This window comes from Bradyrhizobium arachidis, from assembly GCF_015291705.1.
In the GTDB taxonomy this organism is placed as follows: Bacteria; Pseudomonadota; Alphaproteobacteria; order Rhizobiales; family Xanthobacteraceae; genus Bradyrhizobium; species Bradyrhizobium arachidis.
On record NZ_CP030050.1, the window covers coordinates 2,986,708 to 3,005,718 of the forward strand.

Sequence of the window (19,011 nt, forward strand, 5' to 3'; positions counted from 1 at the left end):
GCATGACAATGATATCATGGAACGAGAATGATCTTGCCCTGCGATGATCGGCTCTCCATCCTGCGGTGCGCCTTGGCGACGTCGTCCAATGAATAGGTCTCGTCGATGAGCACGTTCAGCGCGCCTGTCGACGAAAGGTCGAACAGGTAAGCGAGGTCGGTCTGTAGCGCGTCAGGGGCAAGCAACGGAAGAAGCGCGAAGCCGTTGATTGATTGATTTCGTTCGGCCATGCTTTCGAGATCCAGGTGGGTGAATGTTATTCGTCCGAGCGCACCGGATACCAGGATCCCACCCTGCTTGAGCAGGGGAAGGCAATCCGAACCGATCTTCCCGCCAACGAAATCGTAAACGATGTCGATGCCGTGGCCGTGTGTTGCATCTTTCGCGGCCTCGCTCCATCGATCGTCCGCGTAGTTGACGGCAATATCGGCACCGAGAGAGAGTGCCAGATCCAGCTTCTCGCGCTTGCTCGCTGCGGCGATGATCTTCGCAGCTCCCATCTGCCTCAAGAGCTGTACCAGCAGGGTGCCAACCCCACCTGCGGCGGCTGTCACAAGCACGGTCTTGCCTGCGAGCGGGTATCGCCGGGCTGCGCGCAACGCCGTGAGGCCCTGAATGAGCAGGGCGACAGCGACCCCGGATGATACCCGGTCCGGAATCGGAACCGCTGCGGCCGCATCGACCGCGACATATTCTGCGTAACCGCCGCTGGCTCCTACAGCAAAGAGGGGAATTGCTACTCTTGTGCCGATCGCAGACTCTGCTCCACGACCGGCCGCTTCCACCACCCCTGCTACTTCGACGCCGAGCAGCAACGGCAACGCCGGTGTGACGGCGTAGCGATCCGCACGCATGAGCGCTTCGAAGTAATTGACGCCGGCAGCCTCAACCCGGACCAGGATCTGTCCGTCACCGGGGATCGGTTCGGGGATTTGGACAACCTCCAGAACGTCTGGTTCGCCAAACCGGCTCAATCTTACGGCTTTCATGACTTATCCCGGTGCAAGAAGACGATCGCGCTGCTTCTCTATCTCGGGCTCTTTGCGCTACGCTATTGACAAATTGCTCCCATAGGAACCGGTCGGTAACCATGAAAATGCCGTCGAAGAAGCTTCCTGCCCTGCCGATCGAACGCGCGCTCAAGGTGATATCCGGGCGCTGGAAGGCGGTGATCCTCTATCATCTGCTCGGAGGACCGAAGCGGCTCACCGAACTAAGAAGGTTGGTGCCGCGCGTCAGCCAGAAGGTTCTGGTCCAGCAACTGCGTGAACTCGAGCAGCACGGGCTCGTTCGCCGCGAGATATTTCGGCAAGTCCCGCCCCGCGTGGACTATTCCGCGACACAGCTCGGCCTGACTCTCCAGCCCCTCATGCTGGCTCTCTGCGAATGGGGACAATTTCATGCCATGCAGCAGAACGAGTTCGATGGTTTGGCGGATTGCGTCATAAGACCGGTCGTCGCAAACGGCAGCTCGTCCAGAGGCGTCGGGCGCCATCGGCCAACCCACTGATGCTGGCGGTAAACAAGGACCGGCGCGCTTGCCGCCGACCGAGCACGCAATCTGTATTGTAGTGTCAGGGTCGAGAGAGAAGCGGCAGACGTATCCGCTAGTTCGAGCCGACCGGTGAAAGTGGCGTATCGCCAAGCCACCGCTCGTTCAGTCTATTGCGTTGCAAGGAACGGGATCGGCAATGCGGTAACGGACTTGATCTTTTCCATGGCGGAGCGCGACGTGACGTTCTTGAGTGGCACGGCGTGGATCAGCCTCTTGTAAAATACGTCGTAGCTTTGCATGTCGGCGACCACGACGCGGAGCATGTAGTCGACGTCGCCAGCCATCCGGTAGATTTCCACTACCTCCGGCATCGCGCTGATCGTCTCTGCGAAGCGATTCAGCCACGCGTTCGAATGATCGGCGCTCTTGACGGAGACAAATACCGAGAGATCGAGGCCGATCTTGTTCTGGTCGACCAGCGCAACGCGCTTCTGGATGACGCCGTCGGCCTCCAGCCGTTGAATTCGCTTCCAGCAGGGCGTGGACGACAGGCCGACCCGGTCACCGATCTCAGCAACCGAAAGCGAGGCGTCTTGCTGAAGGACCGCCAGGATCTTGCGGTCGACGATATCGAGTCGACGACCCGTATCGGCCAGCTGCAACGCAACGTCGGTCATGTCTGGTACCTCAGGATTATGGGAGTTGGGCGAGAGAAGTGCGCCTCGTGTCGTCAGGCATAAGGTCCGAAGAGAGAGATCTCGTACAGATCATCTCTCGTCGCGCCAGTCCGAAGCTGCCGCGAGCCTAGAAGCCATCTGTATGCCTGTTCTATCCAGCCGGCGAAGCTTGAGTGCAGCGAGGTCACGTAGCTCATGTCCATTCCAACAACGAGTGTGAGTGGAGGCCCAAGGCTATCACGGCCGAGACGGCGTTGAACATGACCGGCAGATGGCGGTAACTAATTTGGTTGGATTGTGCTGAGCTCGCCTGGGGCTTGAGTGGAAAATTCCCCGGTCTCGTTCTTTGGTGACGGATTTCTACGCTTTCGGCAAGCGAGCCTTGAGGCGGGTGGTAACGCTGTCGGCCGTGGGCAAGGCAAGCAACTAGGCTAGTTTGGGGCAAGTCGGCGTTGATGTCAGCCTCGAACATCGCGGCACCGGAACGCCATCTGAGCACGGAGACTTGGGACTGATCATGCCGACGCGTCGTCGCCCAGAATTCCGCGCAGGCGCGCGATTAGGTCACGATTCGCGGGATCGTCGCGACGCCGTGGTCGCGGCGTATCGATTGCAATCGAGGCGGCAAGGCGGCCCGGCTGATGCAGCCAGTGGCCGACCCCGAATGGCCTCGTGCGTTCAAGCGTCATTGCGGGACGTCCAGATCCTCGCGCCGGCACCCGGTAGAAACCTTCCGTCACCCGTGATCCGGCAGGAAGCTTCATCTCTTCCGACGCAGATATCCGAAATTGCCAGAGGCGTCGTCTCGCGCGATCTTCCTTGCTGTATCGCGAATGAAACGCTGGCCGCGCCGAGAAGCTATCGAGCGTGCCAGTGAACGATCGGAAAGGGTGATCATGTCTCAGATCGATCTCGCCTGGGGCGGCGGACCTTCAGGGCGTTATGAAGCACTCGCCGCACCGTTCCGTCCGCTGTTCAAGTCGATCAGAGAGGGAGCGGTCTCGCGAGACGTGGAACGTCGCCTGCCTTACGACGAGATCAAGGCGTTACGGGACGCAGGCTTCACGTCGGTCCGCGTGTCGCGGGATTTTGGCGGTGCAGCAGCGAACCTTCCCGAACTATTCAACCTGTTGATCGAATTGTCGGAGGCCGATTCAAACGTGACGAACTCCGTCCGGGCGCATTTCGGCTTCACGGAGGACGTCGTCAATTCGCCAGATCCCGAGCGACGCGAGCTTTGGTTGCGCCGGATCGGCGCGAAGACGTTCTTCGGGAACGGGCACAGCGAGATCGGGGACGCCAAGCTCCAGGCCTTCTCGACGACAGTGTCGAGCAAGGGCGGTCAATTGATTCTGAACGGCAAGAAGTACTACACGACCGGTACGCTCTTTGCCGACTGGATCAACGTAGCGGCCCAGCACGAGAATGGGGATCCGGTCAGTGTGGTCGTTTCGCGCCATTCGCCGGGTGTTGAGGTTCTTGACGACTGGGACGGCTTCGGGCAGGCTTTGACCGCGAGCGGAACGGCTCTGTTCAAGGACGTTCCCGTTGAGGGCAATCGGGTCGTCGAGGTTGCTGAACGCTTCAAATATTCCAATCCGTTCTATCAACTCTTCCATCTTGCCACGCTCGCCGGCATCGCACGCGCGGCGGCCAACGACGTGGCGGCGCTGGTGAGGAAGAGAACGCGGGTCTTCAGTCATGGCAACGCGAGTAGCGCCGCGGCCGACCCGCAGATTCTCCAGGTGATCGGACGGGTGCGCGGAAACGCGTACGCGGCCGGCGCAATTGTCCTCAAGGTTGCCGAAGCGCTGCAACGGGCGCATGAGGCGCAACTGGCCGGTGACCCCGATCGCACAGCCGCCGCGATCGCGATCGCCGAGATCGAGCTCGATCAGTCCGTAACCGTCATCTCGGATCTCGTTCTGGAGGCAACAACGATCATCTTCGACGCGCTCGGTGCGTCTTCGACGGCAAGAAATCTCGGGCTCGACCGGTACTGGCGGAATGCCAGGACCATCGTGACGCACAACCCGCGCGTCTATCGCGATCGCATCGTCGGCGATTTTGCTGTCAACGGAACGCCGCCGCCGGGCCAATACCGGATCGGGACGCCATAGCTCGATACGACTAGATCTCAGCCGCGTTCGTATGGATCAGGCAAGTTGCGGGTGGTGCTGAACATGTTGGAGAACGGTGATGAGTGGTGATCGCCTCTTCCTCCTGAAGCCGGGATTTGAGGACCCGGCACAACCGGGCCGGTTCTTCGTGTGCCCACATTGCAACGCAATTGAGGGCTTGCTGGCGTCCTTCCCCGGACTGGCAACGCAGGTCGAGGTGCACCGGCTTCCGTTCCTGCGGCCAAGAGACGGGATTGTCGAGGTACTCGGCGAGCAGCATCAATCGCTGCCGGTCCTGGTCTTCGATCAAAACCATCCAGTGCCTGAGGACGTGGACGTCGCCAACGGCTGGCGTTTCATCGATTCGTCAGAGCGAATACTCCACTATCTGGCCAATCGCTATACCTTTCCCTATGTCCATTATTGAAGCCGCGCGGGCCGATCGAAACGTTTTTCAGGCCGCTTTTGCTCTGCAGGAATCGTCTATTTTCGTAGTTCAATTTGCCATGGACACGATGTGGTCGCGGCCATAGCTTTTTGCAGTTACCTTCGGCCGCGTAGGGAAGCGAAGTCGTCGGTGCTCAAGAGTCAACGCAAGAATCTTTCGAGGTAGGTTCAGATGAGTTTTCGTCCATTGCATGATCGCGTGGTGATCCGCCGGATCGAAGAGAGCAACAAGACGAAGGGCGGAATTATCATTCCCGACACGGCCAAGGAGAAGCCGCAGGAAGGCGAGGTTGTGGCAGTCGGCAGCGGTGCCCGCGACGAGACTGGGAAACTCCTGCCGCTCGACGTCAAGAAAGGTGACCGCGTTCTCTTCGGGAAGTGGTCCGGAACGGAAGTGAAGATCAATGGCGAGGACCTGCTGATCGCCAAGGAATCCGACATTCTGGGCGTGATCGCCTAGCTTCTCGACCCCAATCGTATTTGTTCAACGTGCTGTAGCTCGCGCGCAAGCGTGAGGCGGAGCACTTTTGTCTGAAGGATCATCGCTATGGCTGCAAAAGAAGTGAAATTCTCCGCCGATGCCCGCGAGCGCTTACTGCGTGGCGTGGACGTGCTTGCGAACGCCGTCAAGGTGACGCTTGGCCCGAAGGGGCGTAACGTGGTCATCGAGAAGTCGTTCGGCGCGCCAAGGATCACGAAGGACGGCGTCACGGTCGCGAAGGAGATCGAGCTCGAAGACAAGTATGAGAACATCGGCGCGCAGCTCCTCCGTGAGGTAGCGTCGAAGACGAACGATCTCGCCGGCGATGGGACGACGACTGCGACAGTGTTGGCGCAGGCGATTGTTCGGGAAGGTGCCAAGGCGGTCGCAGCAAGTCTCAATCCGCTCGATCTGAAGCGCGGTATCGATCTCGCCGTCGCAGAGGCGATCAAGGATATCGAGAAGCGCGCGCGGAAGGTTCAGTCATCGGAGGAGGTCGCCCAGGTCGGCACGATCTCGGCTAACGGCGACGTCGAGATCGGGAAGATCATTGCCAACGCCGTGAAAAAAGTCGGAAACGACGGCGTTATCACGGTCGAGGAAGCGAAGAGCCTGGATACCGAGCTCGACGTCGTCGAGGGGCTTCAGTTCGACCGTGGCTACCTGTCGCCCTATTTCGTCACGAATTCCGAGAAGCTGCTCGTCGAGTTCGAGGATCCCTACATTCTGATCCACGAAGCCAAGCTTAACTCGCTTCACCCCTTGTTGCCGGTCCTAGAGGCGGTTGCGCAGTCCGGCAAGGCACTTTTAATCATCGCCGAGGACGTGGAGGGTGAGGCGCTCGCCACACTGGTCGTCAACAGGCTTCGGGGCGGCTTGAAGATCGCTGCGGTCAAGGCGCCGGGCTTCGGTGATCGGCGCAAGGCTCAACTCGAAGACATCGCGGTCCTGACGGGCGGGCAGACGATCTCGGAAGAGCTCGGCATCAAGCTGGAAAATGTCACCTTGTCGCAGTTGGGGCGGGCCAAGAGGGTTCGGATCGACAAGGAGAATACAACGGTCGTCGGCGGGGCCGGCAAGCGCAAGGAGATCGACGCGCGGGTCGCGCAGATCAGGGCCCAGGTCGAGGAAACGACGTCGGATTACGACCGCGAGAAGCTCCAGGAGCGGTTGGCGAAGCTGTCCGGAGGAGTCGCAGTCATCCGCGTTGGTGGCGCCACTGAGGTCGAGGTCAAGGAGCGCAAGGACCGCGTCGACGATGCATTGAACGCGACGCGTGCCGCCATCGCGGAGGGCATCGTGCCCGGCGGCGGTGTGGCGCTACTGCGCGCCAAGACCGCGATCGGCCGTCTGACCCACGCCAATTCCGATGTGCAGGCGGGCATCAACATCGTGCTCAAGGCCCTGGAGGCTCCGATCCGGCAGATCGCCGAGAATGCCGGCGTTGAAGGATCCATCGTGGTCGGGAAGATCCTCGAGAACAGGTCGCCGACATACGGTTTCGATGCGCAGACCGAACAATATGTCGACCTGATCAATTCGGGCATCGTCGATCCCGCGAAGGTCGTTAGAACGGCGCTACAGGATGCCGCCTCCATCGCCTCCCTCATCGTGACGACGGAGGCGCTGGTTGCCGAGTTGCCAAAGGATAAGGCGGGTCTTGCTGCTCCCGGTGCGGGGGGAGAGTTCTGAGCCGGCGGACCCGTTGCGGGGCGGTCTGTCGATCGGAACGGCTGTCGCGTGAGCGCACGACCGGATGGCGGTCTGCGCTGTGCGTCTCACGCGACAGCCAACTCGACGGAGTCAGCGCAGAACGGAAGCGATCCATGCGGACGCCATGAGTTCTTCGTCAGTTGCCGCGGATTTTAGGAATAACTCATGACTCTGATGTCCAGACGAAGCTTCGTTGCGACGACCGCAGCTGCGCTTGCCGTCTCGACCTCCACGCGAGCCCAGGAGGAAGCGCCGCGTGCCGGAGGACGGCTCTCCTTCGTCATTCACCCCGAGCCGACCACGCTCGTTTGTTTCAACACGACGGAAGGGCCGGCAATCCAGGCGAGCACCAAGGTCGTCGAAGGTCTTCTCAGCTACGACTTCGATCTCAATCCCAGGCCACAGCTCGCAACAGCCTGGAGCGTCAGCGAGGGCGGCCTGCAATATCGTTTCGAGCTGCGTCGGAACGTGAAATGGCACGACGGGCGACCCTTTAGCGCAGCGGACGTGGTCTATTCGGTCGGCCTGCTGAAGTCGGCGCATCCGCGTGGGCGCACGACATTCACGAATCTTCTTGAGGCGACGGCCGTGGACGAGCACACGGTCGTCCTGAAACTCTCCAAGCCGGCGCCATATCTGCTTTATGCGCTCGCGGCGGGAGAGTCCCCCATCGTTCCGCGGCACGTCTATGAGGGCAAGGGCGATCCGCTGCAAAATCCCAACAACCGTGCGCCGATCGGGACGGGCCCATTCGTTTTCAAGGAGTGGGTACTCGGCAACTATGTTAGCTATGTCCGCAACCCGAACTACTGGGATAGCCCGAAACCCTATCTCGAAGCGTTGCTGGTCCGCGTCATCCCGGATGGCGCGGCCCGCGCGGTGGCCTTCGAGACCAGTGAGCTCGATCTCGGCGGCTCGACCCCGGTTTCGCCGCTGGATCTCGAGCGCTTCCAGCAAGTTCCGCATCTCGGCCTCGAAACGCGCGGCTACGAATACTCGCCGACGCTGTATGGCCTCGAGTTCAATCTCGATCACCCGATTCTCAGCAACATTAAGGTGCGCAGGGCGATTGCCCATGCGGTCGATCCGGCGATCATCCTGAATGTGGCCTGGTACGGTCTCGGTGAGCGAACGGTCAGCATCGTCAGCCCGACCTTGAAGCGGTTCTACAACTCCAAAGTCCCCACCTATGGTTACGACACGAAGGCAGCGGCGCTATTGCTCGACGAGGCCGGCTTCCCACTGAAGGGACGATGGCGCTTTGCGCTCACGCACGACTTCCAGCCCTTCGGCGAGAATTTCAGGCGCAGCGGCGAAGCCCTCAAGAGCGCGCTGGCTACGGTCGGCATCGATGTGACCGTCCGCGGACAGGATTTTCCGAGCTATCTCAAGCGCGTCTATACCGACCGCGACTACGACTTCACGTTCCATCCCTTCACCAACATGTTCGATCCGACCGTCGGCCTGCAACGCTTCTATACCAGCGACAATTACCGGAAGGGCGTCGCCTTCACCAATGCGAGCCATTATGCCAATCCGGAAATCGACAGGCTGTTTGCCGAGATCGCGGTGGAGGCCGATGCGGTGAAGCGCAAAGCGGCGATCGACCGCTTCCAGGAGATCGTGGCGGACGAGCTCCCGGTGCTTCCGTTGATGCTGAGCAAGCCGGTGACCGTCTACAACAAGCGTGTCGTCGGTCACACCGTCGACAGCGCCGGGCCGCAAGGCAATTTCGCCGGCGTGTGGCTGCGGACCTGAGCTGTATCTCGACTGAGCTGTGTATCCGCACGATGGCCGGTCGTGCTGTGGGGCGCTTTAAATCCCGTCCATGAAGAACGTCATGTCGTTCTCACTTTGACAAGCCTTGCGTAGTTCAATTAGGGGCTGGTACTCGGGAGAAGCGTACCAGGCCTTGATCGCTGCCATATTCGGAAACTCTATGACCACGACGCGCTCCGGTACCCAATGGCTACCTTCGGGCATCTCGAGATTTTCGCCCCGTGTGAGATACCGGCCGCCATATTGCGCCACCATCGGCCCAATCTTGGCCTTGTACTCCTCGAACTTGGACGGGTTCGTAATCTGGTGCAGCCCGACCACATAAGCTGGCATCTACCATCCCTCCAAATCGATTGCATCGATACGCTTTGATCAGATGGTGATTGGTGCGTCGGGGACAACCTTTCGATAAGGCAGCCGAAGATTGGGCACCCGATCGCGTCAGCGGTTGAGCGAAAGACAACGGTGGCTCCAAATCATGAGCCTCGGCTGCCGAGCGAGTTCAGTCAAACCATAGCTATGTTAATTCGGCGGTGCCGGACTCGCCTGGAAATTGGCGTGATGACAAGCCACACTCTGGCCCGACGGGCTCTTGCGCAACTCGGGATCCTGCTGTGCGCACAGCTCCGTCGCCAGCGGGCAGCGCGGCTGAAAACGGCAGCCTCTGCCCGCGCTGCGAGGGTCCGGCAGGTCGCCCGGCAAGGGCGCCGCGTACCGTCTGCGCGCCGGGTCCGGCACGGCATCGATCAGGGCGCGGGTGTAGGGGTGCAGCGGAGTCTTCCAGATCTGCTCGTGGCTACCGCTTTCCACGATCCGGCCCAGATACATCACCAGAACACGGTCCGAGAGATATCGCACCACGGAAAGGTCGTGCGAAATGAATAGCAACGACAGATTCAGCCTGCGCTTGATGTCGGCCAGCAGGTTCAGGACCTGAGCCTGCACGGACAGATCGAGCGCGGACACCGGTTCGTCGCAGATGATGAGATCGGGCCCCAGGATCAGCGCTCGTGCAATGCCAATTCGCTGGCGTTGGCCGCCCGAGAACTCGTGAGGATATCGCGATGCCGAATCCTCCGGCAGGCCCACCTGCGAAAGGATCTCCCCAACCCGCTGCCGCCGCTCGCTGCGCGAGCCGACACGATGGACGTCCAGCGGTGCGCCGAGGATGTCCCCGATCGTCTGCCGCGGGTTGAGCGATGCGAAGGGGTCCTGAAACACCATCTGGAGCCTGCGGCGGTAGGCGCGCAGGTGCTGATCCGGCAGCTTCGTGAGATCCGTTCCGTCAAATGTGATCCGGCCCGCAGAGGGTTCGACCAGCCGCAGAATGGTCTTGCCGAGTGTGGACTTGCCGCAACCGGACTCGCCGACCAGGCCCACGGTCTCGCCGGGAGCGATGTCGAACGAGACGCCGTCGACGGCATGGACCGGCGTCGATCCCGAGCGATAGGTCGTCTTGAGGTCAGAGACTGACAGCAGCGTCATGGATCGTTCCGTGAGAGGCGTGAGCAGGTTCGGCGTGACAGGCCACGCGGCGGCCGGGCTCCGCCTGCCGTTCGGGTGGGAATTGGGTTCGGCAAGGTGAGAGCCGCTCGGGACAACGCGGGCCGAACGGGCAGCCTTGTTGGGCGGCGGCAGAGGCAATGCTGCCGGGAATTTCGGACAGTCTGGCGTTGCGATAGTGCAGCCGGTCATGCAGGCGCGGCGATGCCGCCAGAAGACCGCGCGTATAGGGATGTAGGGGACGCTCGAACAGCTTGCCTGGCGAGGCTTCCTCGACCTTTCGCCCCGCATACATCACGACGACGCGATCTGCCCATTGGCCCACCAGGCCGAGGTCATGGGTGATGAGCAGCAGTGACAGTGATAGTTCACGGCGCAGCCGGTCGAGCAGTTCGAGCACCTGCGCCTGAATGGTCACGTCGAGCGCTGTCGTCGGTTCATCGGCAATCAGAACCTTAGGCTGGCAAGCCACCGCAATGGCAATCATGACGCGCTGTCGCATCCCGCCGGAGAGACGGTGCGGATAATCATCGAGGCAGGCTTCCGGATTCGGTATTCGAACGAGGTCGAGCAGCGCGGCCGCTTCGCGGTGCGCCTGCGCCTTGGTCAGCCCGCGATGCAAATAGAGCACCTCCTTGATCTGCCGCCCGATCGTCAGCACCGGATTGAGCGACGTCATCGGCTCCTGGAAGATCATCGCGATATCGCGGCCGCGTCGCCGCCGCATCTCGGTCTCGGACAGCGCGAGGAGATCTTCGCCGCCGAGCTGAATACGCCCGGACGCAATGCGTGCCGTCTTCGGCAACAGCTGCATCAGCGCCAGCGCGGTCAGAGACTTGCCGGAGCCGGACTCGCCGACGACGGCGAGCGTCTCCGACGGCGCAACGCTGAAGCTGAGATTCCGGACCGGCGTGGCGCCCGGAAAGCCGATGGTGAGGTCCTGGATATCGAGCAGAGCGGTCACATCAACGCTCCCGGCTGAAACGAGGATTGAGCACGTCGGTCAAGCCGTCGCCGATCAGGTTCAGCGACAGCACGGTCAGGACGATGACGACACCGGGAAGGGCGGTGAGATACCACGCCGTCCTGATCAGTTCGCGCCCGGAGCCGATCATGCTGCCCCAGCTCACGACGTTGGGATCGCCGAGGCCCAGAAACGATAGCGCCGCCTCCATCAGGATGGCGGAGGCGACCATGACCGACGCCGTGACGATGATCGCGGGCAGGGCGTTGGGCAGGATTTCACGGAAGACGATCCGCGCATGGCCGAAGCCGAGGCTCCGGGCCGCCATGACGAATTCCTTCTCGCGCAGCACCCTGAACTCGGCGCGGACGAGACGGGCAATGGTCGGCCATGTGACAAGACCAATAGCCCAGGTCACCGTGACGATGGACGGCTGGGCGATCGCTACGAGGACGACGAGCAGGATGAAGCTCGGGACCGTCTGGAACAGCTCGATGACGCGAACGAGAATGTCGTCGACGCGTCCGCCGCGATATCCCGCAGTCGCGCCGATGAGGATACCGACCGTGAGCCCGATCGTGGTGGCGACAAATCCGATCAGCAGCGAAACACGCGCACCATGCATCAGGCCGGCAGCTACGTCGCGACCGAGCGAGTCCGTTCCAAGCGGATATGCCAGATCCTGCCCCGGCCAGAGCAGCGGCCGTGCCACCATCCCCAGAGGATCGGCCGGATAGAGCACGGGCGCCAGGGTCGCTGCGACAACGATAGACAGCAGGAGCAGGCCACCGGCGATGACGGATGGGTTTTGCCTGAGACGGCGGACCAAGTGAGGTCGCGCACGCTCCAGATCGGGGGCAACGACATGCGTGTCCGCAGCATGGATGTTGGGCCAGTCGCTCTGGTCCGGTACGGGAGCTGGAGCGCCGGCGGCGCCTCGCTGGGTCGATGCGGTGGATTGAAGGATGGTATCGGTCATGATCAACGGGTCTCGATACGAGGGTCGAGCCAGGCCTGGACGAGATCGACCGTCATGTTGGCGATGATCACGAGCAGGGATGACAGGAGGAGAATGCCGAGCAGCACGCTGAAATCGCGGCTCATGACGGCCTCGAAGGCGAGACGGCCAAGCCCCGGCCAGCTATAGACCGTCTCGACGACAACGGCGCCGCCGAGCAGGCCGCCGAAATGCATGCCGGCAACAGTGGTGACGGGCAGCAGCGCGTTGCGCAGCACGTGGCGCACCGTGATTGCGAGCGGCGACAGGCCCTTGGCCGCAGCCGTGCGCACATAGTCCTGCGCCTGGGCCTCGAGCATGGCGGCGCGCGCCAGCCTCGAATAGATCGCGATGTAGAACAGCGAGAGCGACAATGCGGGCAGAACCATGTAGCGCGCCCGGTCGAGCACGAGACCAATTCCGCCGACGGTTGAACCGATCGTCGTGGAGCCTCCGCTCGGCAACCATCCGAGTTTGACCGAGAACAACAGGATCAGCATCAGGCCGATCCAGAAGCCGGGGATCGAGTAGAACAGCGTGACGACGATCGAAATCACCCGGTCCGGCCATCGTCCGGCGAAGGTCGCCATGACGATGCCGAGAGCGATGCCGCCGGCGAGCGCGATGACGAGAGCGGTTGCCATCAGGGCGACCGTGCCGGGCAGGCGCTGGCCGATGATGTCGGCGACAGGCAGATTGTAGCGCGGCGAGTAGCCGAGGCTGAAGTGAGCGAGATTGTCTAGGTAGGCCACGAGCTGGATCAGCACGGGCTGATCGAGCCCGAAGCGAGCCCGCAAGGCCGCGACCGTCTCCATCGTCGCGGATCCCGACTCTCCGGCCAGAACGTCCGCGGCGTCGCCGGGAGCGAGTTGAAGCAGAAAAAAATTGATGATGATGATCCCGATCACTGTTGGGACCGCCTGCCACAACGTACGACGAAAAGTCTTTGCGATGCGCGCAATGCTCGACATGATTTTTCTAACTTCCGTGGTTCGTCGACAAAATGCTGTTGGGCCCGGTGTTGCGCGATTGCGCGGACGAGTCTGCACGGTCGCCGTCGCTCGGTTGACAACGGCAATATGCATCAGCAACGTCGATGCATTCGCGTGCAGCTGCATGAGTGCTGTGAACTGTCAGCAGAATGCGCGCCTCATCACGACGGACATGATCATGACGATAGTGCACAAGCCGGGCGAAATCGTTGGCTGGCCGGTCTTCCCGAGCCCCGCGCAATATCCCGACAGTCCTTTGGCGAAATCGCTGAAGCAGCCGTTGCTGCTCGGCCTGTTTCTTCCGATCCAGGCGGGCGGCTGGAGCGCTTCGACCTTGCCGCGTTCGACGACCTGGACGTTCGACTACAACCGCGATCTGACACTCATTGCCGAAGCACTGGGATTCGATCTCGTCTTTGCGCTGTCGCAATGGCTGCCGAAGGGCGGCTATGGCGGCGTGTTCACGGGCCAGGCGCTGGACTCCTTCATCACCACGGCCTCGCTCGCCGCCGTGACGTCGCGGATCATGCTGATCTCGACCATTCACGTTCTCTACGGCCCGATCCATCCGCTGCATCTCGCCAAGTACGGCGCCACGCTCGATCACATTGCGGGCGGCCGCTGGGGCATCAACGTCGTGACTGGTCACCGCGCCGTCGAGCACGAAGCGTTTGGCTGGAACCAGATCGAGCACGACCGGCGCTATGAGCTGGCTGCCGAGTTCCTGGAAGTGCTCCAGCGGCTCTGGAACGACCACGAGAATTTCTCCTTCTCCGGTCAGTCGCCCTGGAAGCTCAGCAATGCCTTCGTGACGCCCAAGCCGCAGTTTGGCCGTCCCATCCTGGTCAACGCCACCGGGTCCGATGCCGGGATCGCATTCGCCGGCCGCTATTCCGATATCGTGTTCGTCACCAGCCCGGCCGGCTCGTCCTTCGACAGCGCGATCGAGGCTCTTCCGGCGCATACGCAGCGCGTCAAACAGTCGGCTATCGACGTCGGCCGCGAGGTCCGCACCCTGCTGAACCCCATGGTCATCTGTCGGGAGACCGAGCGGGAGACCTGGCAGTATCACGATGCCATCGTCGCCCATATCGACCCCAAGGCCAGCATGCAGAACTTTGCCAGCGATGCGCATGCCTGGAAGGGACGCGTCGGCGTCGATGCGCAGAAGCGGCGCGCCATCGGCGGCAACATCGAGGTGATCGGCACGCCGGAGCAAGTGGTGGAGCAATTCGTGCAGCTCAAGAAGGCCGGTGTCGACGGACTTCAATTGAGCTTCTTCGACTTCAAGCCCGACCTGGACTTCTTCGGCCGTCGCGTGCTGCCCCTGATGGAGCGGGCCGGGCTGCGCCATGCCGTGCCGAGATTGCAGGGCGGTTGAAAGCGGACGCATGACGTTCAGGCGGACGTGGGTTCGCGCTGCGGTTCGACCGCCGCGTGATGGCGAAAGCGCGCCGCCGGATGCGACGACGGCAGCCGCGCCTGACCGGGGCCGAATATCTTCTCGCGCAGGGTGCCCTTGGCGTACCCGGTCTTGTAGACACCACGCCGTTGCAGCTCCGGTACGACGAGCTCGGCAAAATCCTGGTAGCCGCCGGGCGTCACGGCGTAGCTGAGATTGAAGCCGTCGATGTCGGTCTCGGCGACCCAGGCCTGGAGCTGATCGGCGACTTCGGTCGGCGATCCCACGATCACGGGGCCGCGGCCGCCGATGCCGTTGTGCTCGATGATCTCGCGGATCGTCCAGGGGCGCTCGCTGCGCGAGAACGAGTCGATCATCGACGTGACGGCATTGTCCTTCTTCACCGTCGGGAACGGGTCGTCCAGGCTGTAGCGGGACAAGTCGATCCCGGTCCAGCCGGATAGCAGGGCGAGCGAGCCCTTTGGGTCGATATAGCGCTGGTAGTCGCGGTACTTTGCTTCCGCCTCGGCATGGGTCTCGCCGACGATGACGGTCAGGAGGGCGTAGAAGCGGATGTCCCGGCCATCGCGACCGAACGCGCGCGCGCGGGCCCGGGTTTCTGCGACATTCGCCGCGGTCGGGGCCTTCGAATGCTCGCCCAGGAAGACCGCTTCCGCGTGCCGGGCCGCAAAATCCTTGCCGCGGTTGGAAGCGCCGGCCTGGAACAGGAAGGGCGTTCGTTGCAGCGAGGGATGGACCAGATGGATCGCATCGATCTTGAAGTGCGCGCCGTGGTGATGGACCTTGCGAATGCGCGAGGGGTCCGCAATGACACCGCGGATCGGGTCGACGACGACGGCTTCATCGTCCCAGCTGCCTTCCCAGAGCGCATAGACGGCATCGAGGAATTCGTCGGCAAGATCATAGCGCGGGTCATGCGCCATGATGCTGTCGCGGCCGACCGCGCGCGACGCCGTGTTGGAATAGCCCGTGACGATATTCCAGGCGATGCGCCCCTTGCTCAGATGATCCAATGTCGAGAAGCGGCGCGCCAGGGTGAAGGGGGGCTCGTATGAGACGGGAGCGGTGACCCCCAGGCCCAGATGCTCGGTGACGTGGGCCATGGCGGAGACCAGCAGCATCGGATCGAGCTTCGGGATCTGCGCGCCGGTGTTGAGCGCCGCATCGGCCGTGCCGGCGTAGACGTCGTGGATCCCGATTCCGTCGGCGATGAAGATGGAATCGAACTTGCCGGCCTCGAGGATTTTCGCCACGTCGGTCCAGTAGTCGAGCGTGGAGAAATCAAGCGAGCGGTCGTCCGGATGGCGCCACAGCCCCGGCGAGAGATGGACCGGGCTGAAGATGGCAAAGCCATTGACCTGGATGAGCTTGGACACGGCAGGATCTCGCGAGAACGATCGTTACTGGAATGCAGAGGGATCGGGATGGGCGCCGGTCAGAAACCAGCTGCCGACGTTACGCGTCTTGTATTCCGCGGGATTGTGCAGCGTGTGGATGCGCACGTTGCGCCAGAAGCGGTCATAGCCGTTGGCGATCGTGGTGGAGCGCGCGCCCATCACCTCGAAGATCCGGCTGGTGACATCCAGCGCAACCTCACCGGCATGAGCGTTGGCGCCGGCGATCACCACAGAGGCCTCGCCGCGTTCCCGTGCTGTCAGGTCACGGCCGCGCGACCACACCCAGTCGAGCGTCGCCGCAGCCTCGTCGGCGAGCAGCGTCGCCGCCTTCACGCGCGTATAGAGCTCGCCGTAGACGCGCTTGATCCAGGGATCGTCGGTATGTTTCTCGACGCCGGAATGAATCCAAGGCCGAGACTTGTCGCGCGTATAGTCGCGTGCGGTGATCAGCGCGCCCTGCGCACTGCCGACGAAGACATTCAGCAGCGTGGATTGTTGCAGGAACGGCGTGATGGTCTGGTAGGGGCGGCCGCCATCCGGCTTGTGCTCAAGCACTTCGTTCCGATGGACGCGGACATTCGTGTAGGTGACGCGGCCGCTGCCGGTCTGGCGCTGCCCGAACCCGTCCCAGTCGTTTTCAGCCCGGATGCCCTCGCGGTTGGCTGGAATGGCGGCGAAGCCGCGCACGTTGGTTTCGTGGTCCTCCCAAGCAACCTGGAGATAGTTGGCAATGTGCGACCCTGACGTGAAGGGACGAAAGCCGTCGAGGACGACCCCTTCGCTGTCCTTGCGGCCGAACAGGCTCTTCGAAAAGCTGTTGGCGGTGTTTCCCCAGAACCAGTTGCCTGCCGCCGACCGCCGGAAGATATCCGTGGCCTGCTCCGTGGTGCCGCGTAGATGCACCGCATGCTGCGAGCCGAAATGATAGCCATAGAGATGACCGAGTGCGCCATCCACCTTGGCGAATTCGCGGACGATCTTGAGAGCGGTTGACCAGCGCTCGCCGGAGCCTCCGAACTCCTGCGGGATCAGAAGATTGAGCAGGCCACTGGCCTTGAGATGGGCCAGCTGTTCAAGCGGCTTTCCGCCGGCGCGGTCGCGCTCCGCGGCGTCCCGGGCGAAGATCTCGCGCAGGTCGACGGCCTTGGCGAAATGCGGATTGGATGTGTCGAGATCAAAGCTCATTCGGCGATGCCTTGTATGTTGATCAGGCCTCCAGCCAGACGTCGGCGAAGTTCGCCGACGGGCCGTCGATGGTCGCGGTGTGGTTCCGCAGCTTGCGGTTGGCGATCGTCAGGTTGGCGCTCGTCACCAGATTGATGTCGGGCAGGTCGGTGGCGATGATCATCTGGAAGGCACGGAACAGCTCGCGCCGCTTGGCGGGATCGCTCTCGACGGCGGCGGCTTCCAGCAGCCGGTCGACCTCTGGATTGCTGTAGCCCGAGCCGTTTGAGAAGGGCACGCCGGGCTTGAAGTTCTTTGACCAGTAGAGCCGCTGCACGCCGACCGTGGGGTCGAAGGAATGGCTCATCCCATTGCTCATGAAATCGAAGTCGCGATTGGTATAGGTGCGCTTGAACCAGGTCGGCACGTCCTGCGCCCGCAGAGTGACGCCGATGCCGATATTGGCGAGCGCCTGGCGCGTATAGGCGCCGAGCTGCTGATAAGTCTCGCTATAGGGCATGTAGTCGTGGAATACCTTGAAGCGCGTGCCGTCGGGGCCGCGCGGCAGCCCTGCTGCGTCGAGGATCGCTTCGGCTTTCTTCGGGTCGAAGTCGTGCCGGGGGATATCCGGATTGTGGAACTGCTTCAGCGCGGGGCTGATGGCGGCGGGCGCATTCTTGCTCCAGCCATAGAAGACGACGCGATTGATGGCCTCGCGATCGATAGCGTGCGCCACGGCGCGACGGACCTCGGGTCGCGAGAAATAGGGATTGGCGAGATTGAACTCGAGCCGATAGACGATCGGCTGGTAGTCGTAGCCACGTGTCTCGATCACGAGGTTGGGGTTGGCCTTGAGCGTCTCGATTTGCCCGAGCGGCACCGGCGTGTCCGGCGCGAAGTGAACTTCTCCGGTTTCAAGCGCAACGGCGCGGGCATTGGCGTCGGCAATGAAGCGGATGACCACGCGGTCGAGATACGGCTTGCCCGGATCCCAATAGTTCGGATTGCGCTCCAGCAGGATGTGGCTGCCTTGCTTCCACTCCTTGAAGACGAAAGGGCCGGTCCCGATCGGCGCGCGGCCATTGGGATTGGCGAGTGGATCAGAGCCCTCGTAGACATGCCGCGGCACGATGGGCGATTCTGAGCCCGTCAGCGCGGCCAGCAGATACGGCGCCGGCTTGTCGAGCACGATCTCCGCAATATGCGGATCGGGTGTGAGGACTTCCCGTACCGAAGAGAGGGTGCCGCGGCCGCGCGGGTGATGCTGCCTAAGAAGCTCGATGGAATAGGCGACGTCGGCCGAGGTGAAGTCCCGTCCGTCATGCCACTTCACGCCGCGCCGCAGCTCGAACCGATAGCGTAGCCCGTCTTCCCTGATGTGCCAGGCTGTCGCCAATTGAGGCCGCGGATTGAAGTCGAGATCGAAGGTCAGCAGTCCTTCCGTGACTTTCGGGCTGACGCGTGTGGTGGGCCCGGCGGTGTGGGTGAGGCTGACCAGAATCGGCGGCTCGGGCTGAATGACGATGTTCAGCGTGCCGCCGCGCTTGATCTCCTCGGCCGCACGGATGGGGTTCGGCGCAAGACCGCCGGCGATAGCTCCGGATGTGAGCAGGAGCGCCTTGGTAATCTGTCGGCGTGTCGGTTCGTTCATCGCGGGTCGCATGTCACTCGAGAATATCTTCATACCAATAGTTCACCGAAGGATCGGACAATCAATCCCGCGACGCGCCCGATCGCATAATGAAAATTTTGCTGCTGTACGCGTGGCGGCCTGTGCAAGCGAACGCGCGTCGTCGCTTCAAACAACAAAAGCAAATTCTCTGCGAACCATGCCTAACATTGCGGCGGTTGGGGATCGC

17 protein-coding genes are annotated in these 19,011 nt (G+C 62.2%); 7 read left to right on the forward strand and 10 right to left on the reverse strand.

Going from position 1 to position 19,011, the window contains the following annotated elements; all coding sequences use genetic code 11:
* Positions 1 to 14: 14 nt before the first annotated feature.
* Positions 15 to 989 carry a quinone oxidoreductase family protein gene (locus WN72_RS13810; RefSeq protein ID WP_092214488.1) on the reverse strand — a complete coding sequence of 325 codons (975 nt, stop codon included), beginning with the start codon at positions 987 to 989 and terminating at the stop codon, positions 15 to 17.
* A 101-nt stretch (positions 990 to 1,090) separates the two neighbouring features.
* On the opposite strand from WN72_RS13810, the gene WN72_RS13815 reads away from it, so the two are divergent.
* On the forward strand, positions 1,091 to 1,510 hold the full coding sequence (locus tag WN72_RS13815; RefSeq protein ID WP_092214490.1) for a winged helix-turn-helix transcriptional regulator: 420 nt from the start codon (positions 1,091 to 1,093) through the stop codon (positions 1,508 to 1,510).
* Positions 1,511 to 1,662: 152 nt separating this feature from the next.
* On the opposite strand, the gene WN72_RS13820 is transcribed toward WN72_RS13815, so the two are convergent.
* Positions 1,663 to 2,172, reverse strand: coding sequence for an Lrp/AsnC family transcriptional regulator (locus tag WN72_RS13820; RefSeq protein ID WP_092214492.1), 510 nt, complete (start codon positions 2,170 to 2,172; stop codon positions 1,663 to 1,665).
* A gap of 896 nt (positions 2,173 to 3,068) precedes the next feature.
* On the opposite strand from WN72_RS13820, the gene WN72_RS13825 reads away from it, so the two are divergent.
* The 5 genes from WN72_RS13825 (at position 3,069) to WN72_RS13845 (ending at position 8,691) form a co-directional block, all read left to right on the forward strand.
* Complete coding sequence (locus WN72_RS13825) at positions 3,069 to 4,292, forward strand: acyl-CoA dehydrogenase family protein (protein ID WP_092214494.1); 1,224 nt, start codon at positions 3,069 to 3,071, stop codon at positions 4,290 to 4,292.
* A gap of 79 nt (positions 4,293 to 4,371) precedes the next feature.
* Positions 4,372 to 4,719, forward strand: a complete 348-nt coding sequence (locus tag WN72_RS13830; protein ID WP_092214496.1) for a DUF3088 domain-containing protein — start codon at positions 4,372 to 4,374, stop codon at positions 4,717 to 4,719.
* Positions 4,720 to 4,911: 192 nt separating this feature from the next.
* Positions 4,912 to 5,199: a co-chaperone GroES gene (gene groES, locus WN72_RS13835; protein WP_092214498.1), complete on the forward strand. Its 288-nt coding sequence runs from the start codon at positions 4,912 to 4,914 to the stop codon at positions 5,197 to 5,199.
* An 87-nt stretch (positions 5,200 to 5,286) separates the two neighbouring features.
* The gene (groL, locus tag WN72_RS13840) at positions 5,287 to 6,912 is read left to right on the forward strand and encodes a chaperonin GroEL (protein WP_092214500.1); all 1,626 of its coding nucleotides are present in this window, start codon (positions 5,287 to 5,289) and stop codon (positions 6,910 to 6,912) included.
* A 186-nt stretch (positions 6,913 to 7,098) separates the two neighbouring features.
* On the forward strand, positions 7,099 to 8,691 hold the full coding sequence (locus WN72_RS13845) for an ABC transporter substrate-binding protein (RefSeq protein WP_092214502.1): 1,593 nt from the start codon (positions 7,099 to 7,101) through the stop codon (positions 8,689 to 8,691).
* Between the two features lie 57 nt (positions 8,692 to 8,748).
* On the opposite strand, the gene WN72_RS13850 is transcribed toward WN72_RS13845, so the two are convergent.
* From WN72_RS13850 to WN72_RS13870, 5 genes are all read right to left on the reverse strand, one after another.
* Positions 8,749 to 9,045 (reverse strand): DUF1330 domain-containing protein, encoded by a 297-nt coding sequence (locus WN72_RS13850; protein WP_092214505.1) that lies wholly within the window; start codon positions 9,043 to 9,045, stop codon positions 8,749 to 8,751.
* Between the two features lie 189 nt (positions 9,046 to 9,234).
* On the reverse strand, positions 9,235 to 10,197 hold the full coding sequence (locus tag WN72_RS13855) for an ABC transporter ATP-binding protein (protein ID WP_092214507.1): 963 nt from the start codon (positions 10,195 to 10,197) through the stop codon (positions 9,235 to 9,237).
* Positions 10,175 to 11,179: an ABC transporter ATP-binding protein gene (locus WN72_RS13860; protein ID WP_092214509.1), complete on the reverse strand. Its 1,005-nt coding sequence runs from the start codon at positions 11,177 to 11,179 to the stop codon at positions 10,175 to 10,177. Before WN72_RS13860 ends, WN72_RS13855 begins: the two co-directional genes overlap by 23 nt.
* A gap of 1 nt (position 11,180) precedes the next feature.
* The gene (locus WN72_RS13865; RefSeq protein WP_092214512.1) at positions 11,181 to 12,158 is read right to left on the reverse strand and encodes an ABC transporter permease; all 978 of its coding nucleotides are present in this window, start codon (positions 12,156 to 12,158) and stop codon (positions 11,181 to 11,183) included.
* Positions 12,159 to 12,160: 2 nt separating this feature from the next.
* Positions 12,161 to 13,147 (reverse strand): ABC transporter permease, encoded by a 987-nt coding sequence (locus WN72_RS13870; RefSeq protein WP_092214514.1) that lies wholly within the window; start codon positions 13,145 to 13,147, stop codon positions 12,161 to 12,163.
* 199 nt (positions 13,148 to 13,346) lie between these two features.
* On the opposite strand from WN72_RS13870, the gene WN72_RS13875 reads away from it, so the two are divergent.
* The gene (locus WN72_RS13875) at positions 13,347 to 14,549 is read left to right on the forward strand and encodes an LLM class flavin-dependent oxidoreductase (RefSeq protein WP_092214927.1); all 1,203 of its coding nucleotides are present in this window, start codon (positions 13,347 to 13,349) and stop codon (positions 14,547 to 14,549) included.
* A 17-nt stretch (positions 14,550 to 14,566) separates the two neighbouring features.
* Here WN72_RS13875 and WN72_RS13880 read toward each other — a convergent pair whose 3' ends face one another.
* From WN72_RS13880 to WN72_RS13890, 3 genes are read right to left on the reverse strand one after another with little or no spacing between them, the layout of a single operon-like run.
* Positions 14,567 to 15,967 (reverse strand): LLM class flavin-dependent oxidoreductase, encoded by a 1,401-nt coding sequence (locus WN72_RS13880; RefSeq protein ID WP_092214516.1) that lies wholly within the window; start codon positions 15,965 to 15,967, stop codon positions 14,567 to 14,569.
* Between the two features lie 24 nt (positions 15,968 to 15,991).
* Positions 15,992 to 17,173, reverse strand: a complete 1,182-nt coding sequence (locus WN72_RS13885) for an acyl-CoA dehydrogenase family protein (RefSeq protein ID WP_092214518.1) — start codon at positions 17,171 to 17,173, stop codon at positions 15,992 to 15,994.
* Between the two features lie 22 nt (positions 17,174 to 17,195).
* Complete coding sequence (locus WN72_RS13890) at positions 17,196 to 18,803, reverse strand: ABC transporter substrate-binding protein (protein ID WP_092214930.1); 1,608 nt, start codon at positions 18,801 to 18,803, stop codon at positions 17,196 to 17,198.
* Positions 18,804 to 19,011: the final 208 nt, after the last annotated feature.

Coding starts and splice junctions, on each gene's coding strand:
- WN72_RS13810 (WP_092214488.1), bottom strand. CDS start 989: ATGAAAGCCGTAAGATTGAGCCGGTTTGGCGAACCAGACGTTCTGGAG.
- WN72_RS13815 (WP_092214490.1), top strand. CDS start 1,091: ATGAAAATGCCGTCGAAGAAGCTTCCTGCCCTGCCGATCGAACGCGCG.
- WN72_RS13820 (WP_092214492.1), bottom strand. CDS start 2,172: ATGACCGACGTTGCGTTGCAGCTGGCCGATACGGGTCGTCGACTCGAT.
- WN72_RS13825 (WP_092214494.1), top strand. CDS start 3,069: ATGTCTCAGATCGATCTCGCCTGGGGCGGCGGACCTTCAGGGCGTTAT.
- WN72_RS13830 (WP_092214496.1), top strand. CDS start 4,372: ATGAGTGGTGATCGCCTCTTCCTCCTGAAGCCGGGATTTGAGGACCCG.
- groES (WP_092214498.1), top strand. CDS start 4,912: ATGAGTTTTCGTCCATTGCATGATCGCGTGGTGATCCGCCGGATCGAA.
- groL (WP_092214500.1), top strand. CDS start 5,287: ATGGCTGCAAAAGAAGTGAAATTCTCCGCCGATGCCCGCGAGCGCTTA.
- WN72_RS13845 (WP_092214502.1), top strand. CDS start 7,099: ATGACTCTGATGTCCAGACGAAGCTTCGTTGCGACGACCGCAGCTGCG.
- WN72_RS13850 (WP_092214505.1), bottom strand. CDS start 9,045: ATGCCAGCTTATGTGGTCGGGCTGCACCAGATTACGAACCCGTCCAAG.
- WN72_RS13855 (WP_092214507.1), bottom strand. CDS start 10,197: ATGACGCTGCTGTCAGTCTCTGACCTCAAGACGACCTATCGCTCGGGA.
- WN72_RS13865 (WP_092214512.1), bottom strand. CDS start 12,158: ATGACCGATACCATCCTTCAATCCACCGCATCGACCCAGCGAGGCGCC.
- WN72_RS13870 (WP_092214514.1), bottom strand. CDS start 13,147: ATGTCGAGCATTGCGCGCATCGCAAAGACTTTTCGTCGTACGTTGTGG.
- WN72_RS13875 (WP_092214927.1), top strand. CDS start 13,347: ATGACGATAGTGCACAAGCCGGGCGAAATCGTTGGCTGGCCGGTCTTC.
- WN72_RS13885 (WP_092214518.1), bottom strand. CDS start 17,173: ATGAGCTTTGATCTCGACACATCCAATCCGCATTTCGCCAAGGCCGTC.
- WN72_RS13890 (WP_092214930.1), bottom strand. CDS start 18,803: ATGAACGAACCGACACGCCGACAGATTACCAAGGCGCTCCTGCTCACA.